Origin of the sequence: Pseudomonas sp. Tri1 (assembly GCF_017968885.1) — a bacterium.
Taxonomy (GTDB): Bacteria; Pseudomonadota; Gammaproteobacteria; order Pseudomonadales; family Pseudomonadaceae; genus Aquipseudomonas.
In genome coordinates, this window is sequence record NZ_CP072913.1 from 2270152 (window position 1) to 2290535 (window position 20384).

Annotated in this window: 18 protein-coding genes and 1 pseudogene; 5 read left to right on the forward strand and 14 right to left on the reverse strand. The window is 60.7% G+C overall.

What is annotated here, in order from left to right:
- Nucleotides 1-4: 4 nt before the first annotated feature.
- From J9870_RS10095 to J9870_RS10105, 3 genes are read right to left on the reverse strand one after another with little or no spacing between them, the layout of a single operon-like run.
- The gene (locus J9870_RS10095; RefSeq protein WP_210643755.1) at nucleotides 5-799 is read right to left on the reverse strand and encodes an ABC transporter permease; all 795 of its coding nucleotides are present in this window, start codon (nucleotides 797-799) and stop codon (nucleotides 5-7) included.
- A 6-nt stretch (nucleotides 800-805) separates the two neighbouring features.
- Nucleotides 806-1675 (reverse strand): ABC transporter permease, encoded by an 870-nt coding sequence (locus J9870_RS10100; protein ID WP_210643756.1) that lies wholly within the window; start codon nucleotides 1673-1675, stop codon nucleotides 806-808.
- Complete coding sequence (locus J9870_RS10105) at nucleotides 1672-2697, reverse strand: ABC transporter ATP-binding protein (RefSeq protein ID WP_210643757.1); 1026 nt, start codon at nucleotides 2695-2697, stop codon at nucleotides 1672-1674. Before J9870_RS10105 ends, J9870_RS10100 begins: the two co-directional genes overlap by 4 nt.
- Nucleotides 2698-2940: 243 nt before the next feature.
- Between J9870_RS10105 and J9870_RS10110 the strand changes: the two genes are divergently transcribed.
- Nucleotides 2941-3777 (forward strand): IclR family transcriptional regulator, encoded by an 837-nt coding sequence (locus J9870_RS10110; protein ID WP_210643758.1) that lies wholly within the window; start codon nucleotides 2941-2943, stop codon nucleotides 3775-3777.
- Between the two features lie 119 nt (nucleotides 3778-3896).
- Here the strand turns inward: J9870_RS10110 and J9870_RS10115 are convergent, their stop codons facing one another.
- Both J9870_RS10115 and J9870_RS10120 read right to left on the reverse strand, forming a co-directional pair.
- Nucleotides 3897-4649, reverse strand: coding sequence for an anti-sigma factor (locus tag J9870_RS10115; RefSeq protein ID WP_210643759.1), 753 nt, complete (start codon nucleotides 4647-4649; stop codon nucleotides 3897-3899).
- The gene (locus J9870_RS10120; protein WP_210643760.1) at nucleotides 4646-5152 is read right to left on the reverse strand and encodes a sigma-70 family RNA polymerase sigma factor; all 507 of its coding nucleotides are present in this window, start codon (nucleotides 5150-5152) and stop codon (nucleotides 4646-4648) included. Before J9870_RS10120 ends, J9870_RS10115 begins: the two co-directional genes overlap by 4 nt.
- A gap of 156 nt (nucleotides 5153-5308) precedes the next feature.
- Between J9870_RS10120 and J9870_RS10125 the strand changes: the two genes are divergently transcribed.
- Together J9870_RS10125 and J9870_RS10130 are read left to right on the forward strand one after the other, a co-directional pair.
- Nucleotides 5309-6391: a catalase family peroxidase gene (locus J9870_RS10125; protein ID WP_210643761.1), complete on the forward strand. Its 1083-nt coding sequence runs from the start codon at nucleotides 5309-5311 to the stop codon at nucleotides 6389-6391.
- Nucleotides 6388-6924 (forward strand): cytochrome b, encoded by a 537-nt coding sequence (locus J9870_RS10130; RefSeq protein ID WP_210643762.1) that lies wholly within the window; start codon nucleotides 6388-6390, stop codon nucleotides 6922-6924. Before J9870_RS10125 ends, J9870_RS10130 begins: the two co-directional genes overlap by 4 nt.
- A 101-nt stretch (nucleotides 6925-7025) precedes the next feature.
- Here J9870_RS10130 and J9870_RS10135 read toward each other — a convergent pair whose 3' ends face one another.
- A complete protein-coding gene (locus tag J9870_RS10135) occupies nucleotides 7026-8177 on the reverse strand; it encodes a M14-type cytosolic carboxypeptidase (protein WP_210643763.1) in 1152 nt (383 codons plus the stop codon).
- 494 nt (nucleotides 8178-8671) lie between these two features.
- Nucleotides 8672-9010 carry a DUF3077 domain-containing protein gene (locus J9870_RS10140; protein WP_210643764.1) on the reverse strand — a complete coding sequence of 113 codons (339 nt, stop codon included), beginning with the start codon at nucleotides 9008-9010 and terminating at the stop codon, nucleotides 8672-8674.
- A 129-nt stretch (nucleotides 9011-9139) separates the two neighbouring features.
- Here J9870_RS10140 and J9870_RS10145 point away from each other — a divergent pair, with 129 nt between their 5' ends.
- Nucleotides 9140-9787, forward strand: a complete 648-nt coding sequence (locus tag J9870_RS10145) for a S24 family peptidase (RefSeq protein WP_210643765.1) — start codon at nucleotides 9140-9142, stop codon at nucleotides 9785-9787.
- A gap of 29 nt (nucleotides 9788-9816) precedes the next feature.
- Here J9870_RS10145 and J9870_RS10150 read toward each other — a convergent pair whose 3' ends face one another.
- The 4 genes and pseudogenes from J9870_RS10150 to J9870_RS10165 form a co-directional block, all read right to left on the reverse strand.
- Nucleotides 9817-11766 carry an acetyl/propionyl/methylcrotonyl-CoA carboxylase subunit alpha gene (locus tag J9870_RS10150; protein ID WP_210643766.1) on the reverse strand — a complete coding sequence of 650 codons (1950 nt, stop codon included), beginning with the start codon at nucleotides 11764-11766 and terminating at the stop codon, nucleotides 9817-9819.
- On the reverse strand, nucleotides 11763-12581 hold the full coding sequence (locus J9870_RS10155) for a gamma-carboxygeranoyl-CoA hydratase (RefSeq protein WP_210643767.1): 819 nt from the start codon (nucleotides 12579-12581) through the stop codon (nucleotides 11763-11765). Before J9870_RS10155 ends, J9870_RS10150 begins: the two co-directional genes overlap by 4 nt.
- 13 nt (nucleotides 12582-12594) lie before the next feature.
- Nucleotides 12595-14201, reverse strand: a pseudogene (locus J9870_RS10160) (carboxyl transferase domain-containing protein).
- Nucleotides 14202-14212: 11 nt separating this feature from the next.
- A complete protein-coding gene (locus J9870_RS10165) occupies nucleotides 14213-15376 on the reverse strand; it encodes an isovaleryl-CoA dehydrogenase (protein ID WP_210643768.1) in 1164 nt (387 codons plus the stop codon).
- Between the two features lie 199 nt (nucleotides 15377-15575).
- On the opposite strand from J9870_RS10165, the gene J9870_RS10170 reads away from it, so the two are divergent.
- Entirely contained in the window at nucleotides 15576-17273 is a 1698-nt protein-coding gene (locus J9870_RS10170) for an AMP-binding protein (protein ID WP_210643769.1), read from the forward strand.
- Nucleotides 17274-17914: 641 nt separating this feature from the next.
- Here J9870_RS10170 and J9870_RS10175 read toward each other — a convergent pair.
- The 3 genes from J9870_RS10175 to J9870_RS10185 all read right to left on the reverse strand — a co-directional run bounded on the left by J9870_RS10175 (nucleotide 17915) and on the right by J9870_RS10185 (nucleotide 20364).
- Complete coding sequence (locus J9870_RS10175) at nucleotides 17915-18814, reverse strand: hydroxymethylglutaryl-CoA lyase (protein ID WP_210643770.1); 900 nt, start codon at nucleotides 18812-18814, stop codon at nucleotides 17915-17917.
- A gap of 90 nt (nucleotides 18815-18904) precedes the next feature.
- Nucleotides 18905-19306: a MerR family DNA-binding transcriptional regulator gene (locus J9870_RS10180; RefSeq protein WP_210643771.1), complete on the reverse strand. Its 402-nt coding sequence runs from the start codon at nucleotides 19304-19306 to the stop codon at nucleotides 18905-18907.
- 128 nt (nucleotides 19307-19434) lie between these two features.
- The gene (locus J9870_RS10185; protein ID WP_063322104.1) at nucleotides 19435-20364 is read right to left on the reverse strand and encodes a LysR family transcriptional regulator; all 930 of its coding nucleotides are present in this window, start codon (nucleotides 20362-20364) and stop codon (nucleotides 19435-19437) included.
- Between the last annotated feature and the right edge of the window lie 20 nt (nucleotides 20365-20384).

The window sequence follows — 20384 nt, forward strand, 5'->3', positions numbered from 1 at the left end:
GCCCTCATTGTTTACCGACCAGGACTCGATCCAGGCCATAGACCCGGTCGAGCAGAATCATGGTCACCGCCGTCAACCCAATGACCAGCGCCGACACCGCCGCCATCATCGGGTCGATGGATTCGGTGGCGTAGACATACATGCGCACTGGCAGGGTTTGCGTGGCCGGTGACGTGACGAAGATCGACAGCGTGACTTCATCGAAGCTGTTGATGAACGCCAGCAACCATCCCCCGGCCACCCCTGGCAGGATCATCGGCAAGGTGATTTTTCGAAACAGTGTGAAACGCCCGGCCCCCAGCGATTGCGCGGCCTGTTCGGCGCTGCGATCCAGGCCGATGGCCGAGGCCAGCACCAGGCGCAGCACATACGGGGTGATGACCAGCACATGGGCGAAGATCAGCCAGGCAAAGCTGCCGTTCACCCCCATCAGCGCAAACAGGCGCAACAGCGCCACCCCCAGTACCAGGTGCGGGATGATGATCGGCGACAGGAACAGGCCGTTGAAAAAGTCCCGGCCAGGGAACTCGAGCCGAGTGATCGCCAAGGCCGCCGGCACCGCGATCAGCGTCGCCAGCGAGGCTGCGCAGAACGCCAGGACCAGGCTGTTGTAGAACGCATCGACAAAATCCGCACGCTCGAACACGGCACGGAACCAGCGCAGGGAAAACTCGCTGGTCGGCAGGCTCAGGGTGTTTTCCGGGGTGAAGGCAACGAGGCAGACCACCACCAGCGGCGCCAGCATGAACACTACCACCAGGGTATGAAACAACAGGGCGAAAGGACCGTTCCTGGACATGACGAGTTACCCCAATGACTTCTTGTAGCGGCCTTCGATCATCCGGTTCCACGACAGCATGATCAGCAGGTTGAGCAGCAGCAGTGCGACGGCAATGGCCGCGCCCATGGGCCAGTTGAGTTCCGACAGGTATTGGTCGTAGATCAGCGTGGCGACCATTTTCAACCGGCGCCCACCGAGCAGGCCGGGAATCGCGAAGGAACTGGCGGCGAGGCCGAACACGATCAAGGTGCCCGACAGCACGCCGGGCATGATCTGTGGCAACACGACCTTGCGAATCACCGTGAACTGGCTCGCGCCCAGCGACAGCGCAGCCTGTTCGGCGGCCGGGTCGAGTTTCTGCAACGAGGTCCAGACCGGAATGATCATGAACGGCAGCATCACGTGGACCAGGGCGATGACCACGGCGAACGGCGTATACAGCAACTTCAACGGTGAGCCGCCGAAGGCTTGCAGCGTCTGGTTGACCAGGCCGTCGGCGCCGAGCAACAGGCTCCAGCCGAAGGCCCGCACCACCACCGAAATCAGCAGTGGCGTGAGGATCAGGATCAGGAAAATCGAACGCCACGGCGCCCGCATGCGACTGAGGACATAAGCCTCGGGCACGCCGATCAGTACACACAAGAGCGTGGTCAGGCCGCTGATCCAGAACGTGCGCAAAAAGATCTCGTAGAAGTACGGGTCACCCAGCAGGTTGGCGTAGTGGTCGAAGGTGTACGCCTCGTCGTTGATGCCCGAGCCGTAGTCAAAGACGTTGAACGACAACACCAGCGTCAGGCCGAGCGGAATGACCAGCAGGCCCAGGTACAAGGCCAAGGCCGGTGCGGACATCAAGTAACCTTGCCGGCCCCGGCGCATCCCGGCGATCAGCTTCATGCCGGCACCTCGTCCACGCTCAGCACTCGCAGCAGCGCCGGGTCCCAGTCAAGGCCCACCGCCGTGCCTTCGGTCATGGGCGCCGAGCCGTCGTTGCGACGCACCACACAGAGTTCGCCCAGGCTGGTCGAGACGCCGTACAGCCACTGGCTGCCAAGGAAGAAGCGGTTGACGAGGGTGCCTTGCAGTCGCCCTGAACCGGCCTCGCACAGGTCGATTTTTTCCGGGCGCAAGCTCAAGGTCAGGTCACCATTGCCGTGGCTGCAGGCTTGAACGACGCCCGCACTGTCCCGCACGCCGGGCAGCAGGTTGGCTTTGCCGACGAAGCCGGAAATGAATTCGGTGCGCGGGTGTTCGTAAAGGGTGTACGGCGCGTCGATCTGCGTGATGCGTCCGGCTTGCATCACTACGACGCGGTCACTGATGGACAGCGCCTCGGACTGATCGTGGGTGACCATCAAGGTGGTGATTCCGACTTCACGCTGGATGCGGCGGATTTCGTATTGCATCTCCTCGCGCAAGTTGGCGTCGAGGTTGGATAGTGGTTCGTCGAGCAACAGCACCGGCGGTTCGATCACCAGCGCCCGGGCCAGCGCCACGCGTTGGCGCTGACCGCCGGAGAGTTCCCGTGGGTAGCGTTCGGCGTGTGGGTCCAGGCGTACCAGCTTCAACACACGACCCACTCGTTGTTGCAGCTCGGCATTGGCCACTTTGCGCATGCGCAGGCCGAAGGCGACGTTGTCCTTGACGGTCATGTGGGGGAACAGCGCGTAACTCTGGAACACCACGCCCAGGCCACGGCTGGCGGGCTTGGCGTGGGTGATGTCGCGGCCGTCCAGCAGGATGCGTCCGCTGCTGGCTTCGACGAAGCCGGCGATCATCTGCAAGGTTGTGGTCTTGCCGCAGCCGGAGGGCCCCAGCAGCGAGACGAACTCGCCTTTCTCCACCGACAGGTTGGTGGCGACCACCGCATCGATGTCGCCGTAACGTTTGCCAAGTCCTTCAAGTCGCACAAAAGCCATAGCTGCGCTCCACCTGGGATTGTTATGCGTCGCCATGGGGCGCGCTTTTTTATGGGCAGATACGAAAGGATGCCGCTGGGTGCGTTGGCGCTCGAGCTTGAGTCGGCTGCCGTTGTTGTTCGAATCGCCCCTGTCTGGACGCAGAGTAGGACGAAGAATAGGATGGGCTCAATGGGCTATTTCACTGAAGCGAAGACTATTTTCAGTTTCATTCATTGAGCAAATTTTATGACGAGAAATAACATGTCAGATTCCACTGATCGGAATGATAGCAAGGGTAACGTCGGGGTGGGCGCCGTCTCCAGGTTGTTCGCCGTGTTGCGCAGCCTGGGAGACACCGTCGAAGGCGGGGAGCGGGTGACGCAGTTGGCCCAGCGCATCGGCCTGTCCCAGCCGACCACCCATCGTTTGCTGCGCAGTCTGATGGACGAGGGCATGGTCGAGCAGGACGCACGCAGCAAACGCTATCGGCTGAGCCTGGATTTCTTTGCCTTGGCTGCCCGTGCCGGCAACTCTGGCAACCTGCGTGATCTTGTGCGGCCAGCGATGCTGCGGCTGTCGGCTTCCCTGGGGGATTCGTTGTTTTTGCTGGCGCGCAGCGGTTTCGATGCGATCTGCCTGGACCGCAGTGAAGGACCATTCCCGATCCGCACGTTCACCGGCGACATTGGTGGGCGAGTGGCCTTGGGCGTGGGGCAGGGCAGCCTGGCCATCCTGGCGTTCTTGCCGGAGGAGGAGCGCGACACGGTGATTCATTACAATCTGCCGCGGCTCAAGGACTTCCATCTGTACGACGAAGTCTTCCTGCGCACGGAGGTGGAGAACGTGCGCGCACTGGGCTATGCCGGACGTAATACGGGCGTGTTGCAGGGCATGGCCGGGGTGGCCGTACCCATCCTGGATCGTGAAGGCCGGGCCGTGGCGGCCCTGAGTGTGGCAACAGTGAGTGATCGGCTGGGCCCTGATCGCCTGCCGACGGTGGTGGAAATGCTCAAGCGCGAGGCGGCTCTGATCGGACCGCGGGTCAACCCGTTCGACCCACTGCTGCGCAGGCCTTCACAGGTGTTTGGGCAGGGATGAGAGCCCCGGATCCCTTGTGGGAGCGAGCTTGCTCGCGATAGCGGTGTGCCAGTCAACATCGCTAGTGACTGAACCACCGCTATCGCGAGCAAGCTCGCTCCCACAGGGAACCGTGGTGCTCAGAAGTTGAGGGTCTGCTGGAGCTTTTGCGCCGCCGGCGTATCACTGGGTATGACCATCGCATAGTTGTATCCCGGTCCGGACCAGTACTCGGCTTGCAGCTCGCCGTCGCGACGGCTGCCACGGGGCAGCAGGAAGTTTTTCGGGCCTGGTGGGCGCACGTAGAAGCTGATCTTCTGACCGCTTTGATCCTGGTAAACCACCATGGCCGCCGCCCCTTGCTCGGTGCTGAGCAAGCGGCCGCTGACTGGCTTGAAACCTGCGCCAGACAGGTCTGGCAGCCGGTTGGCCTGGGTGAAGTAACGGTCGAGCCAGTCTTGCATGCTCTGCTCGTCACCGGTTTGGTAATCGGCCGGGAGGATGCCTTGCTGGGCAAATAACCGGTACGCCTGCAGGGCGTCCGCCATGGGTGCTGCCGCGCGCAGGAGGGTCATTTCCCGCGCCTGCCAACCGCTGATGCCGCCCACACTGACCGCCAGCAGCAACACCGCGGCGCTGGCCAGGTGGCGACGAGATCGATATTTCAGGCGCTGGCGAATCATGGCCGGGTCAAGATCCGGATTGGTTGGCTGATGCAAGGCCCCACTCAGGGCCGTGCGCAAGTGTTGTGCGTCCTGTTGCCAGGCCCGGACCCGGGCGGCGACCTCGGGATGGGTACGAAGGTAAGTTTCTATCAAGTGCTGGTCGGCTTCACTCAGTTGGCGATCGATGTAGGCGTGCAGGTCGCTCTCATTGGGGGGCATGCTGATCATTTGAGTATCCGCAGGGTAGGGCGGGTGATTTCGCCTTCGCTGAGTTGGCGCAGGGCCTGGCGAGCGCGGGATAGGCGTGACATGACGGTGCCGGTCGGCACACCGAGGATGTCGGCGACTTGCTGGTAACTCAAACCCTCCACCGACACCCACAGCAAGAGTGCTCGTTGTTCAGTGCTGAGTTGGTCGAAGGCCTGGAGGGACGACTGCGCGATTACGCTACGTTCGGCCGAAGGATGGGCATCGTCGCGACCGGTGAAAAATTCCAGCATGCGCGCATAACGCCGGGAACGGCGATGGGCGTCGAGAAACTGCCGATAAAGAATTGAAAACAGCCAGGCTCGCAGGTCGCCGTCCGGGCGCTTGTCGTTCCATTTGGACAGCGCCCGCTCCAGGCATGCTTGGACCAGGTCATCGGCATTGCTGGGGTTGCGCGTCAGCGACACGGCAAAGCGTCGTAGCCGGGGGATGAGCATGCGCAGCTGTTCGTCGAGTTCGTTCATGGGAGTGGGCTTCTTGGGGCAGTCACTGCGCCTGGACTGGAAAGACGATCCGCGAACGAGATTATTCCAGCGCGGGAAAAATAAATACGAGGCGTGGGAATAAACCTGTCAGGCCTTCGTCTGACGGATTCTTTCCGCAAGCCCTGGAGCTTTTTTATGGTTGACCCTTCCTCTTTGCCGAGTCGGCCGCCACTGAGCACCGCCAGCCTGACGCTGCGCCTGGCCGGCATCGCGGTGATCGTCGTCGCCCTGGCCGGGGCATTTGCCTACGTCAACGGCACCTTTGACCCACAACGTCTGACGCCGAATGCGCTGGTCAACGTGTTGGAAAAAAATAACGGTGTGCACCCGGGCTTCCGGCGCAATCACTCGAAAGGTGTCTGCGTCGCCGGCTATTTCGAAAGCACCGAGCAAGCCCGCGCCTATTCCCGCGCGCAGGTGTTTATGGATGCACGAACACCGGTGGTTGGGCGTTTCGCCCTGCCCAGCGGCAACCCCTACGCACCGGACGGCAGCGTACCGATCCGCAGCCTGGCACTGCGCTTTACCCAGGCCAACGGCCAACAGTGGCGTACCGGCATGAACAGCATGCCGGTGTTCCCGGTGGGCACGCCCGAAGCGTTCTATCAATTTCAACAGGCTCAATCACCCGATCCGGCCACCGGGAAGCCGAACCCGGCAGCCGTGCCAGCATTCTTTGCCGCGCACCCGGAAGCCGTGCCGTTCCTGCAATGGATCAAGACCGCCAAACCGTCGGCCAGCTATGCCACTGAAACCTACAACGGCATCAATGCGTTCTATCTGGTCAACCCGGCAGGGCAACGCCAGGCGGTGCGCTGGAGTGTGGTGCCGATGAGCCAGGACGCCGGGGGCGCGCCGTTACCCCAGGGCGCTGATTTCCTTGAGCAAGACCTGGTCAAGCGCCTTGCCGCTGGGCCATTGCGCTGGCAGTTGAACATCACCCTGGCCAATCCGGGTGACCCGGTTAACGATGCCAGCAAGCCCTGGCCTTCTGATCGCAAGGTGCTCAATGCCGGCACGTTGGTACTGGAGCGTACCCAAGCGCAGGACAACGGCGAGTGCCGCGATATCAACTATGACCCGCTGATCCTGCCCAATGGTATCGAAGGTTCCGAAGACCCGCTGCTGGCCGCGCGTTCTGCCGCTTATGCCAGTTCCTACCTGCGGCGCACCAGCGAAGTCAGCCAACTGCCCGCCACCCAGGAGTCCCGCCCATGAGCGCGCCCCGTCACTTCGCACCGCTGGCCCGGCTGCTGCACTGGTTGATGGCATTGATGGTCATCGCCATGCTGTTTATCGGCGCGGGCATGGTCGCTTCGGTGTCCGAACGCCATGAATGGTTGCTGCAACTGCACAAGCCACTGGGTATAGCGATTCTGCTGCTGGTGATCGTTCGCCTTGTGGTGCGCTTGAACACCCGACAGCCGCCGCTGCCGGCCGATCTGCCAGGCTGGCAGGTGTTGGCGGCTAAAGCCTCGCACATCCTGTTGTATGCCTTGATGCTGGTCCTGCCGCTATTGGGCTGGGGCATGATTTCGGCGGCGGGGGACCCGGTAATGCTCAGCCATTCGCTGCAACTGCCCGCTATCCTGCCGGCGCACGCCCAGACCTTCGCACTGCTGCGCAAGGCCCACGGGTACCTGGCTTATCTGTTGTTCCTGACCGTGCTGGTGCATTTGGCCGCGGCGTTGTTTCACGCGTGGGTGCGGCGGGATGAGGTGTTGGACAGTATGTTGCGCGGGCGGGGTTGATGTCCTTGATATCTGAGGGCGAGCGATAACGTCTGGCGAGGGGATTCATCCCCTCGCCCACAGGGCGTTCATCCTGACAGGTCCAAGTCTTGGATTGAGTTTCAGCGCAATTCGTCGACCATGTCTGCAACGGTGCTCAATATGTCCTTGCCCAATTGCATCGAGCGTTTGCCGGACCAGCCGGTGAGCGGGTTCGGATGATCGTCGTGGTCTTTGAACGGCATTTCCAGGGTCAGGGACAAGCAATCGTAATTCTGCCCGACCGCGTTGCAGGCCAGGGTCATGTTGGCTTTACCCGGTTCGTCGCGGGTATAGCCGTAAGTGGTCTGGAAGTCCTTGGTCTGATGCTTGAGATGGTTGCGAAAGCGTTCTTCGAGTTTGGCAATCCTTGGCGTGTAGCCAGGATTGCCTTCACAAGCGGCGGTGAAGACGTGGGGGATTTCCTCATCGCCATGCACGTCGATGAACAGGTCGACGCCGTACTTTTCCATTTGCTGCTGTACGAAAAACACTTCAGGGCTGATTTCCGGGCTGGCGCTCTGCCAGGCACGGTTGAGGTCCTGGCCCATGGCATTGGTACGCAGGTGCCCGTGGAATGCACCGTCCGGGTTCATGTTCGGCACCAGATATAGATCGGCCTTGTCGAGCAGTCCGTTCAGTTGCGCATCATCATGATGCTGCAAGCGTTCGATCACACCCTCCATGAACCACTCGGCCATGTGCTCGCCGGGATGCTGTTGGGCGATGATCCAGATTTTGCGCCGACCTTCGGCGCCGCTGCCCTTGCGCAGCAGTTGAATGTCACGGCCTTCCACGCTTTTACCGATAGCCAGCAATTGGGTACCGGCCTTGTGCAACGCTTGCTCGATCAACCAATCGTGACGGCCACGGCTGTAGGGTTCGAAGTAGGCGAACCAGACATGAGGTTGTTCGGTTTCCAAGTAAAAGCGCAGGGCGTCGCCTTCAAACTGAGTAGGGATGCGGAACCAGTTGACATGATCGTAGGAGGCGACGGTTTGGTAGCCGGTCCACGCCTTGTTATAGGTCGATTGACTGGCATTGAGCAGGCGGAAGGAATATTCCTGGCCGACGTGCAGGCCGCTGGCCTTGAAGTGGAACCATTGGAAGTGGGCGCTGCGGGTGTCGGGTCTGATTTTCAGCAGCGATTGCAACGGGTTGCTGATGTCGACGACTTCAATGTTGCCACTGTCGAAATCGGCGCTGATATCAAAAGAAGATTTAGCCACGGTCACAGCTCCTGCAAAGGACTTTTATGGCCGTTACTTTACACGCAAGAAAGGGGAATCAGACGATTTGCGTCAATGTGAAGAAGGGGGCGCCCTCCCTGGACGCCAAGGCAGCTTAGAGAGTCAGCACGGGATTCTCAAGTAGCTGCCTATCGATCGTTTTCACCGGCGTGGCGGTGGGGAACCCTTGTAAATGGATATTCATTTGCTATCATCGCCGCCACCGAATTAGCGACACCCAAAGACTTCATTAGCCTGAAGCCATAAGCCGAAAAAACGGCAAAAAAAAGACCCGGCAAAAAGCCGGGTCAAAAACCGTGATTAGCCTGATGAGGAGATATTCCAGAAGTCCGACCTAAGGTCTTCTGGGCTATCGACTGATCTCGCGACCAGCTGATGCAATAATAATCATTATCATTTGCAAGTCAAATGGTTTTATCGCATCGATTGGAAAATATTTCCTGTTGCCCGCATTCGCGGCGCCATTCCCATTGCTACGCCTAGCGGGTAGGGTAGCTATCCAGGGATCGGTCAATCATCACCTTGACCAGATCAATCATATGCACCACTGAAAACGCCAGGTCGCGGCTCGAGCCCTGTAGTCGGTTGGCGGACTCATGGGCGGTGGCCGCTGCGCAGCGCAACAGATCGCAAGCATGAACCAGGGCTTCTTCGCCGCTGATATTGCGGTTTACGTCGAAGAAGCGATGTTCTGCCTGGTCCGAAACACCCGGTTTCAAGTAGTAGTCCAAGGCACGCTGAGCCGCCGGGCAATCCTGCAGCGAAGGAAACGTGACATCGAAGGGGCTGTTGGGCGCATCTTTGTTGGGTATGTCCATGGTGTCGAGATTCTCCGTGTGGGGTATGAATGCCTGAGTCCAGAATAGTACCTATCGTAATTGTGACGATAATTTAAATACTACAATTTGTGTTTTGATGGCCGGAGCCAGCCACGTATCGTGCCGCACATGGATAAATGGATAGAGTTGGTCAAGGCCAAGATGAAGGAACTGCGCGTCACGCAAGTGGTGCTCGCAGAACGTTTGGGTATGTCCCAGGGCGGTGTCGGCCATTGGCTGACCAAGCGTCGGCAGCCCAGTGTCGAAGACATGAATCGGGTCCTGCAGGAACTGGGGATGGAGTTTCTGGAAGTGGCGATGGTCATTCGCGAGCCGGACACCTCGACCGACGAAGGCATGGCCCTGGCGCAGAAGTACAACCCGTACTTCCGCTACCCAGTGAGCGATTGGAGCGAGGTGGGTGAAATCCGCGAAGGCGAGCTCACGTCCTACGACAAGGGGCGCTATGAGCTGACGGATTACCACGCCCAGGGGGACGCGTTCTGGCTAGTCGTGGTTGGCGATGCGATGACGGCCCCGAGTGGGTTGAGCATTCCCGAGGGGATGTCGATCCTGGTCGATCCAGCCATCGAAGCGGTGCCCGGCAAACTGGTGGTTGCGCAACTGCCTGGCAGCAGCGATGCGACCTTTCGCAAATTGATCGAAGAGAGCGGCCAGCGTTACCTGGTTCCACTCAATCCGACTTACCCGAAAAACCTGTACACCGAACAATGCCGCATCATTGGTGTGGTCGTACAGGCCACCATCAGGTTCTAACTGGATCGGCCCGGCAGACGGGCCGATGCCTATTCTTCGAATGCCACCAGTGCGCTGCCTTCACTGACCATTTCACCTTCCTGGCAATACAGCGCCTTGATCACGCCGGCCTTGGGCGCACGAATGCTGTGCTCCATTTTCATGGCTTCCAATACCACCAGTTGTGCGCCGGCTTCCACCGTTTGGCCGACGCTTACCAGTACTCGGACGATGCTGCCGTTCATGGGCGCGCTCAGGTCGCCTTGATGGCTATGGCTGGCTTCGGCGGCGGCCAACGGGTCGTACTGGTCGACTCGGTGCAGGTCTCCTTTCCATTGCAGATACAGGCTGTCGCCCTGGCGGATGGCCCGATGTCTACGGCGCAGACCGTTGTGCTCGATCTCCAGTTGCTCGCCGTTGAGTTGCGCACAATCGGCTGTAACGTCCAGTGTCATCGCGCGATCCTGTCCTTCGCAGCTCAAATGCAGGGTGGTTTCTCTTGGCAGCCCCAGACGCAGCCCGGCGGTGTCGGCCCAGGGTGAGTGGGCGTCATCGGCTCGTAAATGCGGCGTCAGACTCAAGGCGAAACCTTGGGTCGCTGCGCGCCAGAAGTCGTCATCCAATTCGCCAGGCTCTGGCAGTAATTGCGCTTGGTAACGCGGGATAAATCCGGTATCCAGTTCCGCCGCCGCGAAGGCGGGGTGCGCCACGATGCGCCGCAGAAAACCGATGTTGGTTTTCAGTCCGCCAATGGCAAATTCGTCGAGCATGCCCAACAGCCGCAGGCGCGCTTGTTCACGGTCCTCACCCCAGGCGATCAACTTGCCGAGCATAGGGTCGTAGAATGGCGAGATCTCATCGCCTTCGGCCACACCGCTGTCAACTCGCCGTCCCGGCCCTTCGACTGACTCGCGATACAGTGCCAGGCGCCCAGTGGCCGGCAGGAAATCATTGGCCGGGTCTTCGGCGTACAGCCGCACTTCGATGGCGTGGCCCAGCAGCGGCACCTGCTCCTGGGTAATCGGCAGCCGCTCACCGCGCGCCACGCGAATCTGCCAGGCCACCAGATCGAGGCCCGTGATGGCTTCGGTCACCGGATGTTCAACTTGCAGGCGCGTGTTCATCTCCATGAAGAAAAATTCGCCGCGCGCATCCAGCAAAAACTCCACGGTACCGGCGCCGACATAACCAATGGCCTGCGCCGAGCGCACCGCGGCTTCGCCCATGGCTCGTCGCAGTTGCGGACTCAGGCCCGGTGCAGGGGCTTCTTCGACAACCTTCTGGTGCCGACGCTGAATCGAGCAATCGCGCTCGTTGAGGTACAGGCAGTTGCCGTGTCGATCGGCGAACACCTGGATTTCGACGTGACGCGGCTTGAGCAGGTATTTCTCCACCAGCATCCGTGAATCGCCGAACGACGATTGTGCTTCACGCTGGGCCGAGGCCAGGGCTTCGGCCAGTTGGCTGACGTCCTCGACCACTTTCATGCCTTTGCCGCCACCCCCGGCAGTGGCCTTGAGCAGCACCGGATAACCGATGCGCTCACAGGCGTCGCGGAAGGTCTCGAGGTCCTGTGCTTCGCCGTGATACCCGGGCACCAGGGGCACGCCGGCGGTTTCCATCAAGGCCTTGGCCGCGGATTTGCTACCCATGGCGTCGATGGCCGAGGCGGGGGGGCCGAGAAAGATCAACCCGGCGTTTTCGATGGCGCGGGCGAATCCAGCGTTTTCCGAGAGGAAACCATAACCGGGATGGATCGCCTGGGCGCCACTGGCCAGGGCGGCCGCGATCAGCTTGTCGATTTGCAGGTAACTGTCGGCGGCCTTGCTGCCGCCCAGGTCGACGCGCATGTCGGCTTCGCGGCTGTGGCGCGCATCACGGTCGGTGGCGCTGTGCACGGCGACGGTAGTCAGGCCCATGGCCTTGGCGGTGCGCATCACGCGGCAGGCGATTTCGCCGCGGTTGGCCACCAGCAACGTGGTGAGGACTGGGGCGCTCATCGACGCGGCTCCTTATGATTCGACTCGGCTTGCCAATTCGGCGCGCGTTTTTGCAAGAAGGCCCGCAGACCCTCCTGGCCCTCCGGACTGACGCGGATGCGGGCGATGGCATTTTCGGTGTAGCGCCGCAATGCGGGCGTGAGGGCGCCGTTGCCGACTTCACGCAACAGTTCCTTGCTGGCGCGCATGGCCGCCGGGCTGTTGAGCAGAAGGTTGTCGATCCAGTGTTCGACCTGCTGATCCAGTGCTTCGGCCGGGTAACTTTCCGACAGCAAACCGATTTCTTTCGCACGCTGCCCGCCGAAGCGTTCAGCGGTCAGGGCGTAACGGCGCGCCGCTCGTTGGCCAATGGCTTGCACCACGAACGGGCTGATCACGGCGGGCGCCAGGCCAATACGTACTTCCGACAGGCAGAACTGCGCTTCATCGGCGCCAATGGCCATGTCGCAGGCGCTGATCAACCCCAGCGCACCGCCAAACGCCGCGCCCTGGACGACCGCCAACGTAGGGATTTTCAACTTGGCGAGGTTGTACATCAGTTCCGCCAGTTCCCGGGCGTCGTCGAGGTTGGTGTGGTAGTCGAGCTCGGCCGATTGCTGCATCCAGGCCAGGTCGGCACCAGCGCTGAAGTGTTTGCCGCGCCCGCGGATCAGCAGGAAGCGCAGGCTCGGATCGCCACTGACCTGGTCCAGGGCAAGGATCAGTTCACGGATCATTTCGGCATTGAACGCGTTGTTTTTCGACTCGCGGCTGAGCCACAGGGTGGCAACGCCGCGCGGGTCGGTGAGCAGTTCGAGGGTGTTGAAGTTATCCATGGGCATTTCCCGTTTACATCCGGAACACGCCGAAGCGGCTCGGTTCGATGGGCGCGTTCAGTGACGCGGACAAGGCCAGGGCCAATACATCGCGGGTCTGGGCCGGGTCGATGACGCCGTCGTCCCACAGCCGTGCGCTGGAATAGTAGGGGTGACCCTGTTCTTCGTATTGATCGAGAATCGGTTGCTTGATCTCGGCTTCCTGGGCGGCACTGAAAGGATGGCCGCTGCGTTCGGCCTGTTCGCGCTTGACCTGTACCAACACGCCGGCCGCCTGTTCGGCACCCATCACGCCAATCCGCGCGTTCGGCCACATCCACAGGAACCGTGGGTCATAGGCCCGGCCGCACATGCCGTAGTTACCCGCGCCGAAACTGCCGCCGATGATTACAGTAAATTTCGGCACCTTGGCGCAGGCCACGGCAGTCACCAGCTTCGCGCCGTGCTTGGCGATGCCACCGGCTTCGTATTTTTGCCCGACCATGAAGCCGGTGATGTTCTGCAGGAACAGCAAAGGGATGCCGCGCTGACAGGCCAGTTCGATGAAGTGCGCACCCTTCTGCGCCGCTTCGGCAAACAGAATGCCGTTGTTGGCCAGGATCGCGATCGGATAGCCGTGCAGGTGGGCGAAGCCGCACACCAGCGTCGTACCGAACAGCGCCTTGAATTCGTCGAACACCGAACCATCCACCAGGCGTGCGATCACTTCCCGCACATCGAACGGCTGCTTGGCGTCGGCCGACACCACGCCGTACAGCTCATCGCTCGAATACAGCGGGGCGATGGGCAGGCGTTGTTGCACGTCACCGAGTTTGCGCCAGTTGAGGTTGGCCACGCTGCGGCGGGCCAGGGCCAGGGCATGTTCGTCGCTGTCGGCGTAATGGTCGGCCACGCCGGAGATCTTGCAGTGCACATCGGCACCGCCCAGGTCTTCGGCGCTGACCACCTCACCGGTGGCGGCTTTCACCAGGGGGGGCCGGCGAGGAAGATCGTGGCTTGCTGGCGGACCATGATCGCTTCGTCAGCCATCGCCGGTACGTAGGCGCCACCGGCGGTGCAGGAGCCCATGACCACGGCGATCTGCGGGATGCCCAGGGCACTCATGTTGGCCTGGTTGAAAAAGATCCGCCCGAAGTGCTCGCGATCCGGAAACACTTCATCCTGACGCGGCAGGTTGGCGCCGCCTGAGTCCACCAGGTAAATGCACGGCAGGCGATTCTGCTGGGCGATGGCCTGGGCGCGCAGGTGTTTTTTCACTGTCAGCGGATAGTAGGAGCCGCCTTTGACCGTCGCATCGTTGGCGACAATCATGCATTCGACGCCCTCCACACGGCCGATACCGGCAATCACGCCGGCCGCCGGTACGTCTTCGCCATAAACGTCATAGGCCGCCAGCGGGCTGATTTCCAGAAACGCTGAACCCGGGTCCAGCAAGCGGTTGATGCGTTCACGGGGCAGCAGTTTGCCCCGTGAGGTGTGGCGGTCCTGGGCCTTGGGGCCACCCCCTTGCTGCACTTGTGCGAGCAGGGTATGCAGGGCGTCGACCTGTTTGAGCATCGCCTCGCGGTTGGCGATGAACTCCGGTGAGCGCGGGTTGAGCTGAGTGTGCAGCGTGGCCATGGTCAGCTCCGTTAGCGGGTTTCGTTGAACAGTTCGCGGCCGATCAACATCCGACGAATCTCACTGGTGCCGGCACCGATTTCGTACAACTTGGCGTCGCGCAGCAGACGGCCGGCCGGGAATTCATTGATATAGCCGTTGCCCCCCAGGATCTGGATCGCGTCGAGGGCCATTTGTGTGGCGCGTTCGGCGCTGTAGAGGATGACCCCGGCGGCGTCCTTGCGGGTGGTTTCGCCGCGCTCACAAGCCTGGGCCACCGCGTACAGGTAGGCCCGGCTGGCGTTGAGCTGGGTGTACATGTCGGCGACCTTGCCCTGGATCAACTGGAACTCGCCGATGCTCTGGCCGAACTGCTTGCGGTCGTGGATGTAGGGCACGATCAGGTCCATGCAGGCCTGCATGATCCCGGTCGGGCCGCCGGACAACACCACGCGTTCGTAGTCGAGGCCGCTCATCAGCACTTTCACGCCGCCATTGAGCGCACCGAGGATGTTTTCTTCCGGCACTTGGACGTCATCGAAAAACAGTTCGCAAGTGTTCGAGCCGCGCATGCCGAGCTTGTCGAATTTATTGCTGCGGCTGAAGCCTTTCCAGTCGCGCTCGACAATGAACGCGGTGATGCCGTGGGCACCTTTTTCCAGGTCGGTCTTGGCGTAGATCACATAGGTGTTGGCGTCGGGGCCGTTGGTGATCCAGGTCTTGCTGCCGTTGAGTACGTAATGGTCGCCACGTTTGTCGGCACGCAGCTTCATCGAGACCACGTCCGAGCCGGCGTTCGGTTCGCTCATGGCCAGGGCGCCGACGTGTTCGCCGCTGATCAACTTGGGCAGGTATTTGGTTTTCTGCTCATGATTGCCATTGCGGTTGATCTGGTTGACGCAGAGGTTGGAATGGGCGCCGTAGGAGAGGGCGACCGACGCCGAACCGCGGCTGATTTCTTCCATCGCCACCACGTGGGCCAGGTAGCCCAGGCCAGCGCCACCGTATTCTTCCGGGACGGTGATGCCCAGCAGGCCCATGTCACCGAACTTGCGCCACATGTCGGCGGGAAACAGGTTGTCGATGTCGATCTGTGCTGCGCGAGGCGCCAGCTCGGCCTTGACGAAGGCTTGCACCTGGTCGCGCAACATGTCGATGGTTTCGCCGAGGGCAAAGTTCAGGGATGGGTAGCTCATGGGACACCTTTTCGCTTTTTTATCGGGTGCGGAGAGCTGAGGAATGGCTCTCACCTTTACGTTAACGTAAGCCTGTGACGGATGGCTGTCAATCGCCCTTTACGTTAACGTCAACTTGAGCCAGAGTAAGTGCCCACAAAGGCATGTCGCAGCAGCAGGTTCACCGATACACCCACTAATAAAGACAAGAGGGGGCGTCATGGATCAACCCGGTTCGCATTCGCAAGTCAGCTACACCCGTGGCTCCCAGGCCAAGGCGTTATTGGCGCAGACCATTGGCCAGGCTTTCGACCAGACCGTGGCCCGCTATCCGAAGGGCGAGGCGCTGGTGGTTCGCCATCAATCACTGCGTTACACCTGGCGACAGCTGGCCGAAGCCGTCGATCTGCACGCCCGGGCTTTGTTGGCGCTGGGTTTGAAAACCGGTGATCGCCTCGGGGTGTGGGCACCCAATTGCGCCCAGTGGTGTATCAGCCAGTTCGCCAGCGCGAAGATCGGTGTGATCCTGGTCAACATCAACCCTGCCTACCGCGCCTCGGAGCTGGAATACGTGCTTAGACAATCCGGCTGCCAATGGTTGGTGTGTGCCGGGGCGTTCAAGACCTCGGATTATCACGCCATGCTGCAAGCGCTGGTGCCGGAGCTGGCGCAACAGTCGATCGGCCAGTTGCAGAGTGAGTGTTTGCCGGACCTGCGGGGTGTGATCAGTCTCGATCCCCAACCGCCTTCAGGTTTTCTGCCCTGGGTGCAATTGGCAGCCCTTGGCGCGGCGGTTACGCCTGAACAACTGGCCGAGCGCCAGGCGAGCCTGCAGTTCGATCAACCGGTCAATATCCAGTACACCTCCGGCACCACCGGTTTCCCCAAGGGCGCGACCCTCAGCCACCGCAATATCCTCAACAACGGCTACATGGTCGGTGAAAGCCTGGGCCTGGGCGCCACCGACCGGCTGGTGATTCCGGTGCCGCTCTACCATTGCTTTGGCATGGTCATGGGTAACCTGGGCTGCATGACCCACGGCAGCACCATGATCTACCCCAACGATGCCTTTGACCCGTTGCTGACACTCAAGACCGTAGCCGAGGAACACGCCACGGCGTTGTATGGCGTGCCCACCATGTTCATCGCCATGCTGGATCAGCCGCAGCGGGGCGAGTTCGACCTGTCCAGCCTGCGTACCGGGATCATGGCCGGGGCCACGTGCCCGATCGAAGTGATGCGACGGGTCATCAGCGAGATGCATATGAACGAGGTGCAAATTGCCTACGGCATGACCGAAACCAGCCCGGTGTCATTGCAGACCGGGCCTGCGGATGAACTGGAGTTGCGCGTCACCACTGTCGGGCGCACCCAGCCGCAACTGGAAAGCAAGATCGTCGATGAGGCTGGCAAGATCGTCCCCCGGGGCACCATCGGCGAGTTGTGTACTCGCGGCTACAGCGTGATGCTTGGCTACTGGAACAACTCGAAGGGCACCGCCGACGCCATCGACCAGGACGGCTGGATGCACACCGGCGATCTGGCGACCATGGACGAGCAGGGTTACGTCTGCATCGTTGGACGCAACAAGGACATGATCATCCGTGGCGGTGAGAATGTTTACCCGCGTGAGCTGGAAGAGTTCTTCTTCACTCATCCGGCCGTGGCGGACGTGCAGGTGATAGGCATCCCATGCTCGCGCTATGGAGAAGAAATCGTCGCCTGGATCAAATTCCACCCCGGCCACAGCGCCACCGAGCAGGCGTTGCAAGCCTGGTGCAAGGACCGCATCGCCCACTTCAAGACGCCGCGTCATTTCAAGTTTGTCGAAGAGTTTCCGATGACTGTCACCGGCAAGGTCCAGAAATTCCGCATGCGCGAAATCAGTATCGAAGAACTGCGCAAAGAAAAAGACTAGCCAAAAGGCCTGTGGGAGCGAGCCTGCTCGCGATGCGGTGTGTCGGTCAAAGCGCTGCGGCTGACACACCCGCTTCACAAAACAACCGAAAAAATCCCAAACCCCAGACAGCACAAAGGGGAGCCGAAGCTCCCCTTTAATTTTGTCGTCGCGTGCTCTTTTTTTATTATTGAGGGGCGGCCTGTTGTTGTTTTTGGTAGCCGTGACCCTTTACCGCTGTTTTTGGCGATCCCCATCCGGGATCAAGAGCAAACGTATTTTTTTGAGCGCTGATCTGCTTTTTCGCCTGGCGATCCAACCGATTCGGGAGCTACCTGAAGGTAGTTTTATTGTTCTCTGCCCGGTTGCGGGTTGCTTCTGAAAGCACCCTGAAAAGCACATCCTCTCCAAAAAAATCTGTTAGCTGCGTCTCTGCCGTGTTGTTTTTGTTATGTCAGAGTCGTTTCGTCTTGTTTTTATTTGGTTTGCTGCGTTTTTTTATTCTTGTTATGTCAGAGATATAGCAGGTGGCGTGCCAACTTTTTAAATTCTATGTAAATCAATAGGTTATGTTTTTGTGCTGAAAATCATGACGCCGCAAACCTGACAAATTGTTTCCGTGTTACTCGTTTCGCTGCCGTTACAGAGGCAGCGGTAACACCTCACTGTGCGGCACGGGCCTTGGCGACCCGTGAACCGGTCGGTCGGCCAAGCACGTCGCAGATCTGCCGTCCAGCGCCGATCAAAGCGTCCAGGTCGACGCCGGTTTCGATGCCCAAGCCGTTGAGCAGGTACAGCACGTCTTCGGTAGCGACGTTACCGCTGGCGCCCTTGGCATAGGGGCAGCCGCCAAGGCCGGCGACGGAACTGTCGAACACGGCGATGCCTTCCAGCAGGCTGGCATAGACGTTCGCCATGGCCTGGCCATAGGTGTCGTGGAAGTGCCCGGCGAGCTTGTCCCGAGGCACGTCAGCCGAAACCACCTCGAACATCTTGCGCGTGGCGCCGGCGGTGCCGGTACCGATGGTGTCGCCCAAGGACACCTCATAGCAGCCCATCGCATACAGCTCCCGGGCGACCCAAGCTACCTGCTCGGGCTTGACCGCACCTTCATACGGGCAGCCCAGCACACAGGAGACATAGCCGCGCACGCTGACGCCGTGTTGCCTGGCCGCCTCCATGATTGGTGCGAATCGCTCCAGGCTTTCCTTGATGGAGCAGTTGATGTTGCGCTGGGAGAAGGCCTCGGACGCGGCGGCGAACACTGCGACTTCTTTTACGCCGGCCGCCAATGCGTCTTCAAAACCCCGCAAGTTCGGCGCCAGGGCGCCATAAGTGACGCCGGGCTTGCGCTGGATCTGCGCGAACACCTCGGCCGAGCCAGCCATTTGCGGCACCCACTTGGGCGAGACAAAACTGCCGACCTCGATGTAGCCCAGGCCGGCGGCGCTCAAGGCATCCACCAAACGCACCTTGTCGGCGACGCTGATGGGCTGTGCTTCATTCTGCAGCCCGTCGCGGGGGCCGACTTCGATCAGGCGTACAAAGGAGGGGAGGGACATGGGGAATTGACCTGTAGTGGGTTGCCAATGATGTCGAGAGCGATGATGAGCCTGTTGTGGGAGCAAGCTCGCTCCCACAAGGGGAAAGTGTTACCGCACGATTTCCTCGCTCTTGAGCGTCTGCTCCAGGGCCTGGATGCAGCGTTCTTCGGCGGTGTCGAGTTCCAGCTTCATCTGTTCGATGTCCAGCAACTGCTGTTCGAGTTGTTCGCGGCGCTCGGCGATTTTCGCCAGCATGCTGTGCAGCTGCTTTTGATTGCCGCTGGTGGGGTCGTAGAGTTCGATCAGCTCGCGACACTCGGCCAGGGAGAAACCAATGCGCTTGCCCCGCAGGATCAGCTTCAGGCTGACCTTGTCCCGCGGCGAGTAAATACGTTCCTGGCCACGTCGCTCGGGGCTCAACAGGCCCTGTTCCTCATAGAAGCGGATGGCCCGGGTGGTGATGTCCAATTCGCGGGCGAGGTCGGAGATGCTGTAGGTCTGGCTGCTCATGGAAGCGCTCGAAACGAAGGGGGCTGGCGCTAAGCTAATGGCAGGTTGACGTGCGCGTCAAGCAGCCCGGTCTCGAACCGGGAACACAAAACCTGTGGGAGCAAGCTCACTCCCACAGTCTTGGTCGCCTAAACCTTATCGAGCTTCTTCTCATGAGCGGTCACCTGCTGGCACAGCTCGATCATCTGCTCGCGCATCCAGCGGTTGGCGGGGTCCTGGTCGGTGCTTTCGTGCCAGTACAAGTGGGTTTCCACCGGTGGTACATCGTTGACCGGCAACAGGAAGGCATGCAGATCGTGGCGACGGGCGAAGCGTTCGGGAACGGTCATGACCATGTCGGTTTGTTGCAGTACCTGGGAGGCCATCAGGTAATGCTGGGAGCGCAAGGCGATCTTGCGCTGGATGCCCATTTTGCCTAGGGCCAGGTCGACATAACCCAACCCGTTGCGGCGGCTGGAGATATGCACGTGGGTCTGGGCCAGGTAATCGTCGAGGCTGATTTTTTCCTTGCCCGCCAGCGGATGCCCCTTGCGCATGGCGCACACGTAACGGTCTTCCATCAGCTTGACGTGGCGCACCTGCGGGTCGGTGTTGAGCGGCGCGTCCACGGCGAAGTCGAGGCGCCCGGCGGCCAGTTCCTTGGTGGTTTCACGGCGCTTGGACAGGAAGCTTTCGATGGCCACGGTCGGCGCCAGGCGGCGCAGGCGTTGGAACAACGGCGGCAGGATCACGCCCTCGGTGAGGTCGGTCATGCTGATGCGGTAGGTCTTGACCGCCTGCAGCGGGTTGAAAATCCGACTTTCCTGCACCGACACCCGCAGCAGCGACAAGGCATTGCGCACCGGGCCGATGATGTTCTGGGCCATGGGCGTGGGCACCATGCCTTGGGCGGTGCGCACGAACAATGGGTCGTTGAAGGTCTCCCGAAGGCGCGCCAAGGCATTGGACACCGCTGGCTGGGTAATGCCGACGATCTGCCCGGCGCGAGTCAGGTTGGCTTCGGTGTAGATCGCATCGAAGACAATGAATAGGTTGAGGTCGACCTTGCTCAGATTCATGGCGCTGCACTCTTATTCTT